The 19,624-nt window shown below is 59.1% G+C and carries 15 protein-coding genes; 5 read left to right on the top strand and 10 right to left on the bottom strand.

Annotated elements, in window-relative coordinates; all coding sequences use genetic code 11:
* Positions 1-187: 187 nt before the first annotated feature.
* Entirely contained in the window at positions 188-3,637 is a 3,450-nt protein-coding gene (gene mfd / locus CJU81_RS21255; protein WP_095038135.1) for a transcription-repair coupling factor, read from the top strand.
* A gap of 11 nt (positions 3,638-3,648) precedes the next feature.
* Positions 3,649-6,351 (top strand): DEAD/DEAH box helicase, encoded by a 2,703-nt coding sequence (locus tag CJU81_RS21250; protein ID WP_095038134.1) that lies wholly within the window; start codon positions 3,649-3,651, stop codon positions 6,349-6,351.
* Positions 6,352-6,469: 118 nt separating this feature from the next.
* On the opposite strand, the gene CJU81_RS21245 is transcribed toward CJU81_RS21250, so the two are convergent.
* The 3 genes from CJU81_RS21245 to CJU81_RS21235 form a co-directional block, all read right to left on the bottom strand.
* A complete protein-coding gene (locus tag CJU81_RS21245; RefSeq protein WP_088379317.1) occupies positions 6,470-7,207 on the bottom strand; it encodes an S-methyl-5'-thioinosine phosphorylase in 738 nt (245 codons plus the stop codon).
* A 13-nt stretch (positions 7,208-7,220) separates the two neighbouring features.
* Positions 7,221-8,231, bottom strand: coding sequence for a beta-N-acetylhexosaminidase (nagZ, locus tag CJU81_RS21240; RefSeq protein WP_095038133.1), 1,011 nt, complete (start codon positions 8,229-8,231; stop codon positions 7,221-7,223).
* 169 nt (positions 8,232-8,400) lie between these two features.
* Entirely contained in the window at positions 8,401-9,108 is a 708-nt protein-coding gene (locus CJU81_RS21235; RefSeq protein WP_095038132.1) for a TetR/AcrR family transcriptional regulator, read from the bottom strand.
* Positions 9,109-9,368: 260 nt separating this feature from the next.
* Between CJU81_RS21235 and lexA the strand changes: the two genes are divergently transcribed.
* Entirely contained in the window at positions 9,369-9,977 is a 609-nt protein-coding gene (lexA, locus tag CJU81_RS21230; protein WP_029611310.1) for a transcriptional repressor LexA, read from the top strand.
* Positions 9,978-9,988: 11 nt separating this feature from the next.
* Positions 9,989-10,462, top strand: a complete 474-nt coding sequence (sulA, locus tag CJU81_RS21225; RefSeq protein ID WP_095038131.1) for an SOS-induced cell division inhibitor SulA — start codon at positions 9,989-9,991, stop codon at positions 10,460-10,462.
* Between the two features lie 69 nt (positions 10,463-10,531).
* Here the strand turns inward: sulA and CJU81_RS21220 are convergent, their stop codons facing one another.
* From CJU81_RS21220 to CJU81_RS21185, 7 genes are all read right to left on the bottom strand, one after another.
* A complete protein-coding gene (locus CJU81_RS21220) occupies positions 10,532-10,765 on the bottom strand; it encodes a hypothetical protein (RefSeq protein ID WP_095038148.1) in 234 nt (77 codons plus the stop codon).
* A 119-nt stretch (positions 10,766-10,884) separates the two neighbouring features.
* Complete coding sequence (locus CJU81_RS21215; RefSeq protein ID WP_095038147.1) at positions 10,885-11,406, bottom strand: DUF6586 family protein; 522 nt, start codon at positions 11,404-11,406, stop codon at positions 10,885-10,887.
* Between the two features lie 305 nt (positions 11,407-11,711).
* Positions 11,712-14,339 carry a type I DNA topoisomerase gene (gene topA, locus CJU81_RS21210; protein WP_095028502.1) on the bottom strand — a complete coding sequence of 876 codons (2,628 nt, stop codon included), beginning with the start codon at positions 14,337-14,339 and terminating at the stop codon, positions 11,712-11,714.
* Between the two features lie 114 nt (positions 14,340-14,453).
* Positions 14,454-14,690, bottom strand: a complete 237-nt coding sequence (locus CJU81_RS21205) for a DUF1653 domain-containing protein (RefSeq protein ID WP_095028503.1) — start codon at positions 14,688-14,690, stop codon at positions 14,454-14,456.
* An 87-nt stretch (positions 14,691-14,777) separates the two neighbouring features.
* Positions 14,778-15,953 (bottom strand): acetyl-CoA C-acyltransferase FadA, encoded by a 1,176-nt coding sequence (gene fadA, locus CJU81_RS21200; RefSeq protein WP_095038130.1) that lies wholly within the window; start codon positions 15,951-15,953, stop codon positions 14,778-14,780.
* Between the two features lie 27 nt (positions 15,954-15,980).
* A complete protein-coding gene (gene fadB / locus CJU81_RS21195; RefSeq protein WP_095038129.1) occupies positions 15,981-18,128 on the bottom strand; it encodes a fatty acid oxidation complex subunit alpha FadB in 2,148 nt (715 codons plus the stop codon).
* A gap of 446 nt (positions 18,129-18,574) precedes the next feature.
* Positions 18,575-19,012 (bottom strand): hypothetical protein, encoded by a 438-nt coding sequence (locus tag CJU81_RS21185; RefSeq protein WP_095028506.1) that lies wholly within the window; start codon positions 19,010-19,012, stop codon positions 18,575-18,577.
* A 103-nt stretch (positions 19,013-19,115) separates the two neighbouring features.
* On the opposite strand from CJU81_RS21185, the gene CJU81_RS21180 reads away from it, so the two are divergent.
* Positions 19,116-19,556 (top strand): universal stress protein, encoded by a 441-nt coding sequence (locus CJU81_RS21180; RefSeq protein WP_095038128.1) that lies wholly within the window; start codon positions 19,116-19,118, stop codon positions 19,554-19,556.
* Positions 19,557-19,624: the final 68 nt, after the last annotated feature.

Genomic DNA, 19,624 nt, shown 5'->3' with positions numbered 1-19,624 from the left:
TATAGGCGAAAAATTTTATAACAGTTGTCATTTCAGCAGTCTGAGGCCCTTGCACAGCCCCTCTGGGGCCCCCATCTTGGGTTTCACAGGGCGATTCAGGCCCCTGTCAAAAGACTGCAACTGACAGCCAGCCCCTTGGCCCGTTACAATTGTCGACTTTGTCGCAACGCTTGGAGCTCAACCTTCCGTGCCCGTCCTGCGTCTACCGAAACTCCCTGCCACGGCAGGTAAACAGCACTGGAGCAATCTGCCCGGTGCCGCCCTGAGCCTCGCGATTGCCGAGGCTGCCAGCGCCGCCAAGCGCTTCACCCTGCTCCTGACCGCCGACAGCCAAAGCGCCGAACGCCTTGAGCAGGAACTGAGGTTCTTTGCCCCCGACTTGCCCGTACTGCATTTCCCTGATTGGGAAACCCTGCCCTACGACCTGTTTTCGCCGCACCAGGACATCATTTCCCAGCGCATCGCCAGCCTTTATCGGCTGCCGGAGCTGAGTCATGGCGTTTTGGTAGTGCCGGTGACCACCGCCCTACATCGCCTGGCCCCGACCAAGTTCCTGCTCGGCAGCAGCCTGGTGCTGGATATCGGCCAGAAGCTGGACGTGGAGCAAATGCGCACCCGGCTTGAGGCCAGTGGCTATCGATGTGTCGATACGGTGTATGAGCATGGCGAATTTGCCGTGCGCGGCGCGCTGATCGACCTGTTCCCGATGGGCAGCAAACTGCCTTACCGGATCGACCTGTTCGACGACGAAATCGAGACCCTGCGTACCTTCGACCCCGAGACCCAGCGCTCGATCGACAAGGTTGAATCGGTGCGCCTGCTACCGGCCCGTGAATTCCCGCTGCAAAAAGACGCGGTAACCCGCTTCAAGGCGCGCTTTCGCGAGCGCTTTGATGTCGACTTCCGACGCTGCCCGATCTTTCAGGACTTGAGCAGCGGTATTACTCCCGCAGGCATCGAGTACTACCTGCCGCTGTTTTTCGATGAAACCTCGACCCTGTTCGACTATTTGCCGGCGGACACCCAGGTGTTCTCGCTGCCAGGTATTGAACAGGCCGCCGAGAACTTCTGGTCTGACGTACGCAACCGCTACGAAGAGCGCCGTATCGATCCGTCGCGGCCACTGTTGCCGCCTGCCGAGTTGTTCCTGCCGGTTGAAGACTGCTTCGCCCGCCTCAAAAGCTGGCCGCGCGTGGTTGCCAGCCAGGATGACGTGGACACCGGCAGCAGCCGTGAACGCTTCCCTGCGCAACCGCTGCCCAACCTGGCCATTGAAGCCAAGGCCAACCAGCCTTTGGCAGCCTTGTCCGGTTTCCTCGAGCAGTTTGAGGGCCGCGTGCTGTTTACCGCCGAATCGGCCGGTCGCCGCGAAGTGCTGCTCGAACTGCTTGAACGCTTGAAGCTGCGCCCTAAAACAGTCGACAGCTGGCCGGACTTCGTCGCCAGCAAACATCGCCTGGCGATCACCATCGCCCCGCTGGATGAAGGCCTGCTGCTGGACGACCCGGCACTGGCGCTGATCGCCGAAAGCCCGCTGTTCGGCCAGCGCGTGATGCAGCGCCGGCGCCGGGAAAAACGCGCCGACGCCAACAACGATGCGGTGATCAAGAACCTCACCGAGCTGCGCGAAGGTGCACCCGTGGTGCATATCGACCACGGCGTAGGGCGCTATCAAGGCCTGGCGACGCTGGAAGTCGACAATCAGGTGGCCGAGTTCCTGACCCTGGAATACGCTGAGGGCGCCAAGCTCTATGTGCCCGTGGCCAACCTGCACCTGATCGCCCGCTATACCGGCAGCGATGATGAACTGGCGCCACTGCACCGCCTGGGCTCGGAAACCTGGCAAAAGGCCAAGCGCAAGGCCGCCGAGCAAGTGCGTGACGTGGCTGCCGAGCTGCTCGACATCTACGCCCGTCGCGCAGCCCGCGAAGGCTATGCATTTGCCGACCCGAAAGCGGATTACGCAACGTTCAGTGCCGGCTTCCCGTTCGAAGAAACCCCGGACCAGCAAACCACCATCGAAGCCGTGCGTGCCGACATGCTGTCGCCCAAGCCGATGGACCGCCTGGTGTGTGGCGACGTCGGCTTCGGCAAAACCGAAGTGGCCATGCGCGCGGCCTTTATTGCCGTTCACGGCGGCCGTCAGGTGGCGATTCTGGTGCCCACCACCCTGCTCGCCCAGCAGCACTACAATAGCTTTCGCGACCGTTTTGCCGACTGGCCGGTAACGGTCGAGGTGATGAGCCGCTTCAAATCGGCCAAAGAGATCAACCAGGCAGTGGCCGACCTGGCCGAGGGCAAGATTGACATCGTGATCGGCACCCACAAGCTGCTGCAAGACGACGTCAAGATCAAAAACCTGGGCCTGGTGATCATCGACGAGGAACACCGCTTTGGCGTTCGCCAGAAAGAACAGCTCAAGGCCCTGCGCAGTGAAGTCGACATCCTGACCCTCACCGCCACGCCCATCCCGCGTACGCTGAACATGGCCGTGTCGGGCATGCGCGACCTGTCGATCATCGCCACGCCACCGGCACGCCGGCTGTCGGTGCGCACGTTCGTCATGGAACAGAACAAAAGTACCGTCAAAGAGGCCTTACTGCGTGAGTTGCTGCGCGGCGGGCAGGTTTACTACCTGCACAACGACGTTAAAACCATCGAGAAATGCGCCGCCGAACTGGCTGAATTGGTGCCAGAAGCACGCATTGGTATCGGCCACGGGCAAATGCGCGAACGCGAACTCGAACAGGTGATGAGCGACTTCTATCACAAGCGCTTCAACGTGCTGATCGCCTCGACCATCATCGAGACCGGGATCGACGTGCCCAGCGCCAACACCATCATCATCGAGCGCGCCGACAAGTTCGGCCTGGCGCAACTGCACCAGTTGCGCGGCCGCGTCGGACGCAGCCATCACCAGGCCTATGCTTATCTGCTCACGCCGCCGCGCCAGCAAATTACCGGCGACGCGCAAAAACGTCTGGAGGCCATCGCCAATACCCAGGACCTGGGTGCCGGCTTTGTCCTGGCCACCAATGATCTGGAAATCCGTGGTGCTGGCGAATTGCTGGGGGATGGTCAAAGCGGCCAGATCCAGGCCGTCGGCTTTACCCTGTACATGGAAATGCTCGAACGTGCGGTCAAGTCGATCCGCAAGGGCGAGCAGCCCAACCTCGACCAGCCGCTGGGTGGCGGCCCGGAAATCAACCTGCGGGTACCCGCACTGATTCCCGAGTCGTATCTGCCGGATGTGCATGCGCGACTGATCCTCTACAAGCGCATTGCATCGGCCACCGATGAAGAGGGCCTCAAGGACTTGCAGGTCGAGATGATCGACCGCTTTGGCCTGCTCCCCGAGCCGACCAAGAACCTGGTGCGCATCACCTTGCTCAAACTGCAGGCCGAGCAACTGGGCATCAAGAAGGTCGACGCCGGCCCGCAAGGCGGTCGCATCGAGTTTGCCGCCGATACCCCGGTCGACCCGATGGTGCTGATCAAATTGATCCAGGGCCAGCCCAACCGCTACAAGTTCGAGGGCGCAACCCTGTTCAAGTTCATGGTGCCGATGGAGCGCCCGGAAGAACGCTTCAATACCATTGAGGCGCTGTTCGAGCGTCTGACGCCGAAGTCTTCCTGAATGAAAAACCCATGCCCCTGAGCCCCACTGCCCGACTGACCAAGCCGCTTGCCGCGACTTGGGTCAGTCGCTTCAAGGAACAAAGCCTTGAGCGTGGCCGACGCTACGCCAAGGAAAATCGGGTCAGGATCGTTCAGATCGGCGACAGGCTGATTACCGCCAGCTGTCAGGGCTCGGGTGAAAACCCCTACCGCCAGACCATTGAACTGCGCGAATCGGCCAAAGGCACCTTGCTGCTGGTCAGCGCCCACTGCACCTGCCCTGTGCGGGTCAATTGCAAGCACACCGCTGCTGTCTTACTGAAGATTGAAGAAACCTTGAACTACCCCGCCGCCGCTCAGGATGCCGAGCTTCTGGAAAAGCTCCAGGCCGTACTCGACTCACGTCGCCCCAACAATCTGCCCGAGCAACTGGTCGACGACGTGCAACCCATCCCGCGGCTGTGGCTGGCCAGTGCCGAGTTCAGCGCCTTCGAGCCGCGCAACGGCAGGATGCAACGTTATATCCAGCACCGTGCCGCCCTGTCGTTCAACTACCTGGACCAGTACGTCAGCGGGCAAAAGAACGCCGACATCCTGCTGCGTCAGGAACAGCAAACCCTGCGCATCAAGCGTAAGCCCGAGGTCGAAAACCTCTACCGCGAGCAACTGCGCAACCTGGGCTTCAAAATTGCCACGCGCCAGAGCAAGGCCCTGCCCGAAAGCGCAGGCGAGCTGTTTGAGCTGGTCAATGACAGCGCCTGGCTGAATTTCACCCTCAACCAGCTGCAGAGCCTGAGTGACCAGGGCTGGGAGTTGCAGATCGATGAAGATTTCGGCTTCGACCTGACCCCGGTCGAAGACTGGTATGCCAATGTCGACGAGGCCCCTGACCGCGACTGGTTCGACCTGGAGCTGGGCATCATCGTCAACGGCCAGCACCTGAGCCTGCTGCCGATCCTGCTCAACCTGATGCGCTCCCACAGCGACCTGCTCAACCGCGAAAAACTCGCCAAGCGCCGGGATGACGAACTGATCCTGGTGAATATTCCGGCCAACCCGGCCAGCAACCTTGGCCCGCTGCAGGTCGCCTTGCCGTACGGGCGGCTGAAGCCGGTACTGGCCACGCTGGACGAATTTTATCTGGGTGAACCGGACGCCACTTCGCTGCGGATCAAAAGTGCCGATGCACCGCGTCTCAACGCTCTGGACGCCCTGCCCCTGCGCTGGGAAGGCGGTGAGCAGATTCGCGGCTTCGCCCAGCGCCTGCGTGACATCAAGGATTTCAGCGTCGAAGCCCCCGAAGGGCTCAATGCCAATTTGCGCCCCTATCAGCTCGAAGGCCTGAGCTGGATGCAGTCCTTGCGCCAGCTGGAGGTCGGCGGCGTACTGGCCGATGACATGGGCCTGGGTAAAACCCTGCAGACATTGGCGCACATTTTGTGCGAAAAAAATGCCGGCCGCCTGGATCGCCCCGCCATGGTGGTGATGCCCACCAGCCTGATCCCCAACTGGCTCGACGAAGCTGCGCACTTCACGCCGCAGCTCAAGGTGCTGGCGCTGTATGGCGCCACGCGCAAAAAACACTTCGCGCACCTTAACGATTACGACGTGATCCTGACCACCTACGCCTTGCTGCCCAAGGACATCGAGCATCTGGCAAAACTGCCGCTGCACCTGCTGGTGCTGGACGAAGCGCAGTACATCAAGAACCCCGGCAGCAAGGCCACCCAGGCTGCCTGCGAGCTGGTTGCACGCCAGCGCCTGTGTCTGAGCGGCACCCCACTGGAAAACCACCTGGGCGAGCTGTGGTCGCTGTTCCACTTCCTGCTGCCCGGCTGGCTGGGTGACGTCAAGACCTTCAACCGCGACTACCGGGTACCTATCGAACGTCAGGGCAGCGACGAGCGCCTGCAGCATCTCAATGCGCGGATCAAACCGTTCTTGCTGCGCCGCACCAAGGAGCAGGTTGCCACCGAACTGCCGCCCAAGACCGAAATCATCCATTGGGTCGATCTTAACGAGGCCCAGCGCGACGTATACGAAACCATGCGTCTGGCGATGGATAAAAAAGTCCGCGACGAAATCACCCGCAAAGGCGTGGGCCGCAGCCAAATCATCATTCTTGAAGCACTGCTCAAGCTGCGCCAGGTGTGTTGCGACCTGCGTCTGGTCAGCGACACTGCGCCGAAAAAAGGCAGCACCTCGGGCAAGCTCGACAGCCTGATGCTGATGCTCGAAGAACTGTTTGCCGAAGATCGGCGCATCCTGCTGTTTTCCCAGTTCACCTCGATGCTGGGTCTGATCGAGGCCGAACTGAAAAAGCGCAAGGTGCCCTACGCCATCCTCACCGGGCAAACCCGCGACCGGCGCACCCCGGTCAAGGATTTCCAGAGCGGCAAGCTGCAGATCTTCCTGATCAGCCTCAAGGCGGGTGGCGTTGGCTTGAACCTGACCAAAGCCGACACGGTGATTCACTACGACCCGTGGTGGAACCCGGCAGCAGAAAACCAGGCCACCGACCGTGCCTACCGCATTGGCCAGGAAAAACCGGTGTTTGTGTACAAGATGATTGCCCGCGGCACCGTTGAAGAGAAAATCCAGCACTTGCAGCAGGAAAAATCGGATTTGGCGGCAGGAGTACTGGACGGGCGAATAGCCGGGGACTGGAAACTGCAGGACGACGACATCGACGCATTGTTTGCGCCACTGCCGCCCAAGACAGAGAAGCGCTGAAAACTGACGCAGCCTGCGCCGGCTAGACCTCTTTGGATACTCTGATACTCCTGTGGGAGCGAGCCTGCTCGCGAAATTCGTTCGCGAGCAGGCTCGCTCCCACAATTGGTGTTTTCCTTCAGCCCGCCAGCACCCGCGCCAACGTCGCCTTTACCTTGCCCATGCCGTCGTGCAACGCCTGCTCGATTTCGGCCATGGTAATAATCGCGGTCGACTTGCCCGCCGCCGGATTGACCACCAGCGCAAGGCACGCGTAATCCAGTTCCAGCTCACGGGCCAGAGCCGCTTCCGGCATGCCGGTCATGCCCACAATGTCGCAACCATCACGCTCAAGACGAGCGATCTCTGCAACCGTCTCAAGACGCGGCCCCTGGGTGGCGGCATAAACGCCGTGGCTACTGTAGGAGCAACCCTCTGCTGCCAGTGCGCCAATCAACTGCTCGCGTAAAGACTCGGTGTAGGGATAGCTGAAGTCGATGTGTGTCACATGCTCCAGATCACCGGCAAAATAGGTGTGTTCGCGACCGCTGGTGTAGTCGATCAGCTGATGCGGTACACAAAAATGCCCGGTACCCATCGCCATATGAATCCCGCCCACGGCATTCACCGCCAGAATGGCTTCGGCCCCGGCCTGCTTCAGTGCCCACAGGTTGGCGCGGTAGTTGACCTGATGCGGCGGCACCCGGTGCGGATGGCCATGACGCGCCAGGAACAACACTTCGCGCCCGCCAAACTCACCGATCTGGATATCTGCCGAGGTCGGCCCGTAAGGCGTGTCCAGCGCCAGGGAGCGGCTGATGGTCAGCCCTTCCAGCTGAGTCAGCCCCGTGCCGCCGATAATTGCGTAAACCGTCATTGAGGCAGATCCCTTAATCAATTAATTGAGCATCTTTGAGTGCGCCGATCGCCACCAGCCAGCGCGGGCTCTGGCGATAATCGGTGCTGGCCCAGGCCTGAGCGCGCATGCGCGCAATCCGAGGAGACGGCGTGACCTTCATGCGCTGGGCAGCGCTGAGGGCCAGCTCTGCGGCGGCGCGATCGTTGCACACCAGGCCCATGTCGCAACCGGCCGACAGGGCAGCCTCGATACGGCTGGCGGCATCACCGACAACATGGGCACCAGCCATCGACAGGTCATCACTGAAAATCACCCCGTCAAACTGCAGCTCACCGCGCAAAATGTCCTGCAGCCAGCGTCGGGAAAACCCTGCTGGCTGGCTGTCCACTTGCGGATAGATCACATGGGCCGGCATGACCGCAGCCAGATGCTTGCTCAGTCGGGCAAAGGGTACAAGATCGTGGGCGCGGATCTGCTCAAGACTGCGCTCATCAGTAGGGATGGCTACATGAGAATCAGCTTCAGCCCACCCGTGCCCCGGAAAGTGCTTACCAGTAGCAGCCATGCCCGCGTCGTTCATCCCGCGAATAAATGCTCCGGCCAATACAGCTGCGCGCTCGGGATCACCCTCGAACGAACGGCTACCTACCACCGCACTGCGCTGGTAGTCCAGGTCCAGCACCGGAGCAAAGCTCAAGTCCAGCCCCACCGCCAGCACTTCAGTGGCCATGATCCAGCCACACTGCTCGGCCAGATACTCGGCATTCGGGTTGTCGGCAATGGCGCGCATAGCCGGCAGGCGCACAAAGCCCTGACGCAGACGCTGCACCCGGCCGCCTTCCTGGTCGACCGCCAGCAGCAAGTCCGGGCGCACCGCACGAATCGACGCGCTCAGCTCTCGCACCTGGCGCGGGTGTTCGATATTGCGCGCAAAGATGATCAAACCACCCACTTCAGGCTGGCGCAGCAATTGCCGGTCTTCAGCCGTCAGCCAGGTACCGGCGACGTCCACCATCAAGGAGCCTTGCAAGGCAGAACTCATGGGAAATCCTTAAGAAAGAGAGCGCTTGTTGCCCGCTCCGGATGCCCGGGCACAGGCCCGCGCGCCGCACTCCAGAGAGGCAGCAGCGATTCGACAGACGGGAACAAGACAGGGCTGGACATGGCAGCTAGCTTAGCGGAACAAAGCTGCCACGCCCACCCGCAGCGGGTCAAACCTTGGCACTGACCGGTGCGGTTTTACTGCGAGGGCGCATCTGGGCACTGGCCATTGCAGGGTCACTCACCCCGCTCTCGGCACGCATGCCGGCGGCGAGGAACGGCACCATCAGGCGCATGACCTGTTCGATCGAGGTGTTGACGCCAAAGTCGGTCTCGGCAATGGCACGCAGCGCCTTGATCCCCGACATGCTGAAGGCCGCGGCCCCGAGCATGAAATGCACGCGCCAGAACAGCTCGATGGGCGGGATCTGCGGGGCCGCTTCGTTGACCAGCAACATGTAGCGACGGAAAACCTTACCGTACATATCCTCAAGGTAGCGGCGCAAATGGCCCTGGCTCTGACTGAACGCCAACCCCAGCAGGCGCATGAAGATCGACAGGTCATTGCCGCTGCGCGGCTGGATCACCAGCGCCTGCTCGACCAGCATCTCCAGCAACTCCTCAAGAGTCGGACGATTCTCCGGCTTGCCCTGACGGCGCTCCAGCTCACGGTCCAGGTTGGCGCAAAAAGGCCCCAGGAAACGCGAGAATACCGCCTGGATCAGCGCTTTCTTTGAACCAAAATGGTAATTGACCGCCGCCAGGTTAACCCCGGCCTTGCTGGTAATCAGCCGCAACGAGGTTTCAGCAAACCCTTTTTCCGCGAACAGCTGCTCGGCAGCATCAAGGATACGTTCAACGGTTTCCGACTGGGCCATGACTACTCCGCCTGACAAACATTTAAACACTTGTTTGAAACATACGTTTCAGCTTGTAAAAAGTCAAGATGACCTATTCGTTTTGCGACCGGGCGGTTTCGCATTTAACCACAGCCTCGGCCAGCCAGGCCCCACCTGATAAAGTACGGCCCACCCGGCCTGGCAATGACCGTCCAGCGGACTGCCGGAAATGGATGATTGCCAATACGCCTTCACTGTATATAATCCCAGTCACTGTATAAAAAGACAGAGCGATCATCATGTTAAAACTGACGCCACGCCAAGCTGAGATCCTGGCTTTCATCAAGCGATGCCTGGATGACAACGGATACCCGCCCACCCGTGCCGAGATCGCACAGGAACTGGGTTTCAAGTCCCCCAACGCCGCCGAAGAGCATCTCAAGGCATTGGCCCGCAAGGGCGCCATCGAGATGACCCCAGGCGCATCGCGCGGCATTCGCATCCCGGGCTTTGAAGCCAAGGCTGACGAATCCACCCTGCCCATCATCGGTCGTGTCGCTGCCGGTGCGCCGATTCTGGCGCAGGAACATGTCGAAGAGTCCTGCAACATCAATCCGACGTTCTTCCATCCGCGAGCTGATTACCTGCTGCGCGTACAGGGCATGAGCATGAAGGACGTCGGCATCTTCGATGGCGACCTGCTGGCTGTGCATACCTGCCGCGAAGCGCGCAACGGCCAGATCGTGGTAGCCCGCATCGACGACGAAGTGACCGTAAAACGCTTCAAGCGTGAAGGCAGCAAAGTCTGGCTTATCGCTGAAAATCCGGATTTTGCCCCTATTGAAGTCAATCTCAAGGAGCAGGAACTGGTCATTGAAGGCCTGAGCGTCGGCGTTATTCGCCGCTAATAGGAGGCGTCATGCAGTTTCCCCACACACCGCTGCCCGCACAACTGACCTTGTTCGAGGCGTTCATGGCACAACCCATGACCCCTGCGATCAAGGACGTGCTCGATTCACCCTGGAGCGCCGAACCTGAAGTCTTCAGTGAGCTGTCGCTACGCGGTGCTGCCGGAAACTGCCTGAACCTGCTTGCCCCCATGCTGCGCGAGCTGAGCGAGCAACAAAATGCCCGCTGGCTGACACTTATCGCACCGCCTGCAAGCCTGACCCAAAGCTGGTTGCGCGACGCCGGGCTAAACCGCGAGCGCATTCTGCTGCTACAACCCAACGGCAATAAAAGCGCCTTGCAGCTCACCTGCGAAGCGTTGCGCCTGGGCCGCAGCCACACCGTTGTCAGCTGGATCAACCCGCTAAACAGTGCTACACGCCAACAGTTGATCAGCGCAGCACGCACCGGCCACGGGCAAAGCCTTAATATTCGTTTGGGCTAAATATCCGACGCAACCACAGGGCCAGTGCAGAATGCACTTGCCTGACTGTGGTACCGGATCCGGGGGCGCTTAATGAAGAATGCGCGGCCCATCGTCTTTTTCAAGCTCGCCTTCGGCCAGCCGACCCGCCATTTGTACACCGACGCTGAGCATGGCTTTAGCCACCTCAACGTGCTGCCCCTGAAGAAAAGCCTTGGCATCTTCAGAAAAACTCAGCGTGACCAAAGACCCTTCGTCCTCAGCACGGCGCAACTCGATGCGGCCGTCTGGCAACTCGACAATTTCTAGAAAGGACGTTGGCATATAAATTTGTTCTCCACGAAAGCGTGGGAGTATATCAGCCATCATGCGGAAAATTCCCAGGATCTGAAGCGCTTTCCATTACAGACTGATGAATGACTGTACCGTTTCGGCTTCGACCGTCAACACTCATTGAGTCCGTCACGGAACCGGATGGCCAGTGCCTTGAGGTTCTGACGCCACTCTTCCAGTGTTTCGCGACTCAAGCCCTGGGGCGCCTCGTCCTCCAGGTTGACCGTATCAATCAAAGGCTGGAACACATCCGCCTTGACCTTTTTCGGCGCCTGCAGCGGCTGATAGAGCGCTGCATGGGTTGCCACCAGCTGTGCCAGCCAGGCTTGCGGCGCGTGGGCCAGTTCGACCAGCTCTGCCAGCTCCGGGATCGCCTTCTCGTCCAGCACCTGGCGGGTCAGCAGCAGCTCGACCCGCGGCGCACTGGCTTGCGGCAGCCGATAAAAGCCCGCAATTTCATGGCACAAGCCAAGCAAAGCGCCATACAGGTGAAAAATCGCCGATTCACGTTCAGCCTGAACCAGCGCCTGAGCATTCATGGCCCGCCCTTCACTCGCCTTGTTCATGGCCTCCAGGGCCAAGCCAGCGAAATAGATCTTCTGATTGGTGCGGGTATAGAGTTCGTGAGCCATGCGGGCGCTCCACAGCGAATGGGTAAAGGCAGGTTGTGCAGTCTCAGGGATCAGGGCGTGCTGGTGCAAGCGTTGCACATAGGTCTCGTAGCAGCCGAGGAACGAAGGTTGCGTTCGGCGACGCAGTCGTCGTAAAACTAGAGCACTCAATATTGCTGACACACCGAGTCGCCTGACTTACGACGGCTTCGCCGCCGAACGCAGCCTCGTTCCTTAGGCAGCTGCTACAAACCTTCTACCCAAAACAAAAAACCGCGCAAGGCATGCAGCCCTTGCGCGGTTTTTTATTCAGCGACCAGCTCAGATCAAGCGTCTTTTTCTTTACGCTTGTCTTCAACCTTCCAGCTCTTGCCGTCGTAGAACGCACGCCAGCCAGTCGGTTTGCCATCCACTTCAGTCTGCACGTACTGCTCTTTGGTTTTGCGACTGTAGCGGATCACTGCCGGACGACCGTCCGGGTCTTTCTTCGGTGCTTCACACAAGAAGTGGTACTTGGGATCGATCTCGTCCTTGTGAGGAAGAATCTCGATCACCAGCGGTGCACGGGTCTCGCGGTTTTTCGGGAACTGGCTTGCCGCCAGGAACAACCCCGAAGCACCATCACGCAGGATGTACGTGTCGTTGACCTTCTCGCATTTAAGCTCCGGCATTTTCACCGGGTCCATTTTCGGCGGCGCCGCTTCACCGCTTTTCAGCAGTTTGCGGGTGTTTTTGCATTCGGCATTGGTACAGCCGAAGAACTTGCCGAAACGACCGGTTTTAAGCTGCATTTCGCTGCCGCACTTGTCGCACTCAAGGCTCGGACCTTCATAGCCCTTGATGCGGTAGTTGCCTTCTTCGATCTCGTAACCGACACAATCCGGGTTGTTACCGCAGATGTGCAGCTTGTGCTTCTCATCCAGCAGGTAGGCATCCATCGCCGTGCTGCAGATCGGGCAACGGTGCTTGCCCAACAACACCAGCGACTCGGACTCGCCTTCGTCGTCGGCGGCGATTTCATCACCCGGCACCAGGTTGACCGTGGCCTTGCAACGCTCTTTAGGCGGCAGGCTATACCCAGAGCAACCCAGGAATACACCGGTCGAAGCGGTACGGATCTGCATCGGACGACCACATTCCTTGCACGGAATATCAGTCATGACCGGCTGGTTGGCGCGCATGCCACCTTCCGGCGCAGCCGCTACTTCGAGCTTCTTCTTGAAGTCGCCGTAGAACTCGTCCAGCACGTTTTTCCAGTCGCGCTCGCCTTGCGCCACGTCATCGAGATTCTCTTCCATGCCGGCGGTGAAGCCGTAGTCCATCAGGTCGGAGAAGCTTTCGGACAAACGTTCGGTAACGATGTCGCCCATTTTTTCGGAGTAGAAGCGGCGGTTGTGCAGCGCCACGTAACCACGATCCTGAATGGTCGAGATAATCGCCGCATAGGTCGAAGGACGACCGATGCCACGTTTTTCCATCTCTTTTACCAGGCTGGCTTCGGAATAACGCGCAGGCGGCTTGGTAAAGTGCTGGCTCGGGTCGAGCTCGATCAGTTTCAGGGCATCGCCCTGGGCCATGTCCGGCAGCACATCGTCGTCGCCCGGCTTGGCAATTTGCGGCATTACACGGGTGTAACCGTCGAATTTGAGGATGCGGCCCTTGGCGCGCAGCTCAAAATCACCGGCCGCCACAGTGACGGTGGTCGACAGGTATTTGGCCGGCAGCATCTGGCACGCCACAAATTGGCGCCAGATCAGCTCGTAAAGGCGCTCAGCGTCGCGCTCCATGCCCGTCAGCTTGCTCGGGTGCATGTTTACGTCAGAAGGACGAATCGCTTCGTGAGCCTCCTGTGCGCCTTCCTTGCTGCTGTACACATTGGGAGCAGGCGGCAGGTACGACGCGCCGAACTCGCCTTCAATATAAGTGCGTGCCATCTCGACCGCATCGGCCGAGAGGTTGGTGGAATCGGTACGCATATACGTGATGTAGCCCGCTTCATACAAACGCTGGGCCATCATCATGGTTTTCTTCACCCCGTAGCCCAGTCGATTGCTCGCGGCCTGTTGCAGGGTGGAGGTAATGAAAGGCGCCGACGGCTTGCTGCTGGTCGGTTTGTCTTCACGCTTGACGATGCTGTAGTTCGAAGCCTTGAGCTTCTCCAGCGCAGCCATAGCCTGCGCTTCGTTCAGCGGCTTGAACGCCTCGCCTTTTTCGCGGGCCACGTCGAAACGCACCTTCGCACCCTTGGCGGTGCCAAGGTCGGCGTGGATTTCCCAGTATTCTTCAGGGTTGAACGCACGGATCTCGCGCTCACGCTCCACCACCAGCTTCACGGCCACCGATTGCACACGACCTGCCGACAGACCACGGGCAACCTTGGCCCACAGCAGCGGCGAAACCATGTAACCAACGACGCGGTCGAGAAAGCGGCGTGCCTGTTGGGCGTTAACGCGGTTGATATCCAGCTCGCCCGGCTTGGAGAAGGCTTCCTGAATCGCTTTCTTGGTGATTTCGTTGAACACCACACGCTTGTAGCGGGTGTCATCGCCACCGATGGCTTCGCGCAGGTGCCAGGCAATGGCTTCCCCCTCGCGATCCAAGTCGGTTGCGAGATAGATGGTGTCAGCATCCTTGGCGAGCCGGCGCAGCTCTTCGATGACCTTTTCCTTGCCAGGCAGGATCTCGTACTTGGCTTTCCAGCCGTGTTCGGGATCAACGCCCATGCGCGAGATCAGCTGCTTTTGAGCCTTCTCTTTTGGCGACAGGGCCGGCGCTTCGCCCGCCGCTGCCTTGCCACGCTTGGCAGCCGGTTCTTTGCTGGCGCTAGCCGAACCGCTGGTGGGCAGGTCTCGGATATGGCCGATACTCGACTTCACCACGTACTCGTTGCCCAAGTACTTGTTGATGGTCTTGGCCTTAGCCGGGGATTCCACAATGACCAGCGATTTGCCCATGGATCAGAAAATTCCTGAATTCTAGAAGTGAAAGGCGGTTCGCGCCTGACGCGGCACCGCTATATATAGTGGCTACAAGGTGAGGTCAAGCACAGGGTTCTGCGCGACCTGCCCTTATGGCCTGGAAAAAACGCTGGGTTCTGCCTGAATCAAGGCAAAGCGCGGGACCTGTTCGCCCTCGACCATGACTGACTCCAGGAACATGCTCAGCGGGCGTACCCAAAAGCCGTAATCGCCATACAGAGCTTGATAGAACACCACATCCTCTTCGGTTTCGGAGTGGCGTGCCACACTGAATACCCGGTATTGAGGGCCTTTGTAGTGCTGATAGAGCCCAGGTTGTAGCGGCATATTGCGGCCCCTCTGCAAAATAAAAAAATAAACACGCTTAAAAACAAAAACCGGGGCACAAGGCCCCGGCTTCCATCATCGCAACGCTTAGACGCGTTCGAAGACGGTGGCAATGCCCTGGCCAAGACCAATGCACATGGTGGACAACCCGAAGGTGCCGCCATTTTGCTTCATTACATTGAGCAAAGTGCCAGAGATACGAGCGCCCGAGCATCCAAACGGGTGACCCAGTGCGATGGCACCGCCGTGCAGGTTAACCTTCTCATTCATCTTGTCGAGCACTTTCAAATCTTTCAGCACCGGCAGGGCCTGTGCAGCGAAAGCTTCGTTGAGCTCGATGAAGTCGATATCGGCCATATTCAAGCCTGCACGCTTCAACGCTTTTTGCGTAGCCGGTACTGGACCATAGCCCATGATCGCAGGGTCCACACCGGCAACTGCCATCGAGCGGATCACTGCCAGCGGCTCAAGACCCAGGTCTTTTGCACGCTGGGCCGACATCACGATCATGCACGACGCACCGTCGGTGATTTGCGACGAAGTGCCCGCAGTCACGGTACCGCCTTTAGGGTTGAACGCAGGTTTCAACGCCGCCAGGCTTTCCAGGGTGGTATCTGGACGAATAGTTTCATCGTAGTCGAAAACTTTCAGGAAGCCGTTTTCGTCGTAACCCTGCATCGGGATGATTTCGTCTTTGAACTTGCCTTCTACCGTCGCCTTGTGGGCGAGCTGGTGGGAACGCACAGCAAAAGCATCCTGCTGCTCACGGCTGATGCCGTGCATCTTGCCCAGCATTTCTGCGGTCAAACCCATCATGCCCGAGGCTTTCGCCGCGTACAGCGACATGTGCGGGTTAGGGTCGACACCGTGCATCATGCTCACGTGGCCCATATGCTCGACGCCGCCAACTACGAAAACGTCACCGTTGCCGGTCATGATCGCTTGCGCAGCCGTGTGCAGGGCGCTCATCGATGAACCGCACAGGCGGCTCACGGTCTGTGCTGCAGAGCTGTGCGGGATCTGGGTCATCAACGACGCCATGCGCGCGATGTTCCAGCCCTGCTCCAGGGTCTGGTTGACACAGCCCCAGATCACGTCTTCCACTTCGCTCGGGTCAACCTTGCTGTTGCGCTCCAGCACTTTGCTGATCAGGTGCGCAGACATGTCTTCAGCACGGGTGTTGCGGTGCATGCCACCCTTGGAGCGGCCCATCGGGGTGCGACCGAAGTCTACAATCACCACGTCTCTAGGATTCAAGCTCATAATTTCACTCTCACTCTAATGGGGCGCTTAACCGAAGAAGCTCTGGCCGTTTTTGGCCATCTCACGCAGCTTCGCAGTCGGGTGGTACAGCGCGCCCAGTTCAGCGTACTGATCGGCCAGGGCGACGAACTCTGCAACACCGATCGAATCGATGTAGCGCAGCGCACCACCACGGAACAGCGGGAAGCCAATGCCGTAGACCAGGCCCATATCGGCCTCGGCTGCGGTTTCAACGATGCCGTCTTCCAGGCAACGTACGGTTTCCAGACACAGCGGGATCATCATCCAGTTGATGATGTCTTCGTCGGTCACGTCGCGCTGCTCGTAAACAATTGGCTTGAGCACTTCAAGCACGCTCGAATCAACCACTTTCTTCTGCTTGCCCTTTTTGTCAGCCTCGTAAGCGTAGAAGCCCTTACCGTTCTTCTGACCCAGGCGCTTGGCCTCGTAAAGCGCATCGATCGCCGAGCGGCGGTCGTCTTTCATGCGGTCCGGGAAGCCTTCAGCCATAACGTCGCGACCGTGGTGGCCGGTGTCGATGCCGACCACGTCCATCAGGTACGCCGGGCCCATTGGCCAGCCGAATTTTTCCATCACTTTGTCGATACGCACAAAGTCGACACCGGCGCTGACCAGCTTGGCGAAACCGCCGAAGTACGGGAACAGCACGCGGTTGACCAAAAAGCCCGGGCAGTCGTTGACCACGATCGGGTTCTTGCCCATTTTCTTGGCGTAGGCAACGGTGGTTGCCACGGCCAGGTCGCTGGACTTCTCGCCACGGATCACTTCAACCAGCGGCATCATGTGCACCGGGTTGAAGAAGTGCATGCCAACGAAGTTTTCCGGACGCTTGAGGGCCTTGGCCAGCAGGCTGATGGAAATGGTCGAGGTGTTGGAAGCGAGGATGGCGTCTTCGCGAACGTGGTTTTCCACTTCCGCCAATACAGCCTGCTTGACCTTCGGGTTCTCGACAACCGCTTCGACCACCAGGTCGACGTTGCCGAAATCGCCGTAGGACAAAGTAGGACGAATGCCGTTCAGTACTTCAGCCATTTTCGCCGGGGTCATGCGACCTTTATCAACGCGGCCCACCAGCAGTTTGGCGGCTTCAGCCAGACCCTGCTCGATGCCGTGCTCGTTGATGTCCTTCATCAGGATCGGGGTGCCTTTGGACGCCGACTGATAGGCAATGCCGCCACCCATGATGCCGGCGCCCAGAACGGCGGCCTGCTTCACGTCTTTGGCGATCTTGTCGTAGACCTTGGCCTTTTTCTTCAGCTCCTGATCGTTCAGGAACAGGCCGATCAGGCATTGCGAAGCGCTGGTTTTGGCCAGCTTGGCGAAACCTGCAGCTTCAACTTCCAACGCCTTGTCACGACCGAAGTTCGCGGCTTTCTGGATGGTCTTGATCGCTTCAACCGGGGCCGGGTAGTTCGGGCCGGCCTGGCCAGCCACGAAACCTTTGGCGGTTTCGAAAGCCATCATTTGTTCGATAGCGTTGAGCTTGAGCTTTTCCAGCTTCGGCTGGCGCTTGGCCTTGTAATCCAGTTCGCCACTGATGGCGCGCTTGATCAGGTCCAGGGCAGCTGCGCCCAGCTTGTCAGCAGTGACCACAGCATCAACGGCGCTGACTTTCAGAGCGTCTTCTGCGCGGTTTTCCTTGCCCGAGGCAATCCATTCAACCGCGTTATCAACACCGATCAGGCGTGGCAGACGCACGGTGCCGCCAAAGCCAGGGTAGATGCCCAGCTTAACTTCCGGCAGGCCGATCTTGGCGCTGTCAGCCATGACCCGGAAGTCGGCTGCCAGGCACATTTCCAGGCCGCCACCCAACGCGATGCCATTGATGGCTGCGACGGTCGGCACATTGAGGTCTTCAAAATCGCTGAAGATCTTGTTGGCTTCGAGGTTGCCAGCAATCAGCTCGGCATCCGGCAACTTGAAGTTTTCGACGAATTCGGTGATGTCGGCGCCGACGATAAATACGTCTTTACCGCTGGAAACGATGACACCCTTGACCGAAGCGTCTGCCTTGATCGCATCTACCGCCTGACGCAATTCGTTCAGGGTTAGACGGTTGAATTTGTTGACGGACTCACCCTTGAGGTCGAACTTGAGTTCGACGATGCCACTTTCAAGAGCCGTAACCGTGATGGCTTTACCTTCGTAAATCATCAACTGATCTCCAGGATATGGAAGCTGAACAGTACACGTCAGAAGCTAGCGTCTGGCTGTCACTGACTTTTGCGTCAATGCTGTTGCCAATCCGCCAGGCACACCCGCCAACGCGATAATCGGGATTGAACAAGCATCGTCTTACACGACAAACACTCAATTCATACGCCCGTTTGATTTGGGTGTCGACACCTTCACGGAAAAGCGATCGATTGTCAATTGTCCAAAACAATGATGACAAAACGACCCGGCAGTCAGTTCAAAAACCCCGCACCTCACAGATCCTTGTAGTCGCTGACGAGGTACGAGGCTGCGATCGGCGGCGAAGCCGTCGGTACTGGTGCACCTGCGTGCGTCAGAAAACGGGAGACTCAGGATTAACGGCCGCTGCGCGCCCGATCGCAGCCTCGTACCTCGTCAGCGACTACAAGAACCGAAGCACACATTCAAGCCAGCGCCTTAAGCACCTCGTCGATCGCCTTGAGCACCTGGGCCTCGCCCTTCTCGCCCCACACCAGCACGATCATTTGTTTGTCTGCCTCAACCTTGTACACGTTGGCTGGCAGCTTGCTGAACTGCGCCAGCAGGCGCTCATCCTCACATTCTTCCTGCCAGCGGTTGAGCCATTTTCCAGGTGCCGATTGCCAATAGCACCAAACATCAGGCTTAGTACTGCGGCGCGGGCGGTGGTACTGCGCGCAGGAACCGGGTGGTTGCGGCTCAAGCCAGTGCGGCCACTCCTGGGGCGCCAGCTGCATGGACAAACCCATGCGCCGCGCCTCCATGCGCAGGTCCATACGACCACTTTGACCCCGGGATGGACGCAACCACGCCAGAGGGCTCAGAACCAGTGCCAGGATTGACACCACTATCCATACCGTCATATCTGTACTCTCATTACTTGATAAACGCGTGACCCAGACTTGAACCAAGGCTCTGGAAAAGGGCCATACTCATAATTAATCGCCATCTACAGGAGCACCCCACATGCCCTACGAACATATCCTGGTCGCCGTAGACCTGACCGACGAATGCGACCCCGTGATCAACCGCGCCAGTGAAAGCGCCAAGGCCAACGGCGCCAAATTGTCGCTGATACACATCGTTGAACCGATGGCGATGGCGTTCGGCGGCGACGTGCCGATGGATCTTTCGCAATTGCAGCAGCAACAGTTCGATCAGGCCAAAGAGCGCCTTGAGCGGCTGATTGCCAAGTACCCGCAACTGCACAAGGACTTCTGCCACTTGAACTACGGTCAGCCGCGCCAGGAAATCCATGCCCTGGCCAAAGCGCAAAACTGCGACCTGATCGTGGTCGGCAGCCACGGTCGCCACGGCCTCGCCCTGCTGCTGGGCTCGACCGCCAACGACGTACTGCATGGTGCACCGTGCGACGTGCTGGCCGTCAGCCTGAAAAAACCTGACTAAGTTTATCTGCATGTAACAACAAAAAAGCCCGGCACCTTGTTAAAGGGCCGGGCTTTTCAGTTCAGCAC

Origin of the sequence: Pseudomonas fragi (assembly GCF_002269505.1) — a bacterium.
Taxonomy (GTDB): domain Bacteria; phylum Pseudomonadota; class Gammaproteobacteria; order Pseudomonadales; family Pseudomonadaceae; genus Aquipseudomonas; species Aquipseudomonas fragi_D.
Note: the sequence above shows the minus strand (reverse complement) of the source record. Positions and strands in the feature narration are given on the sequence as shown.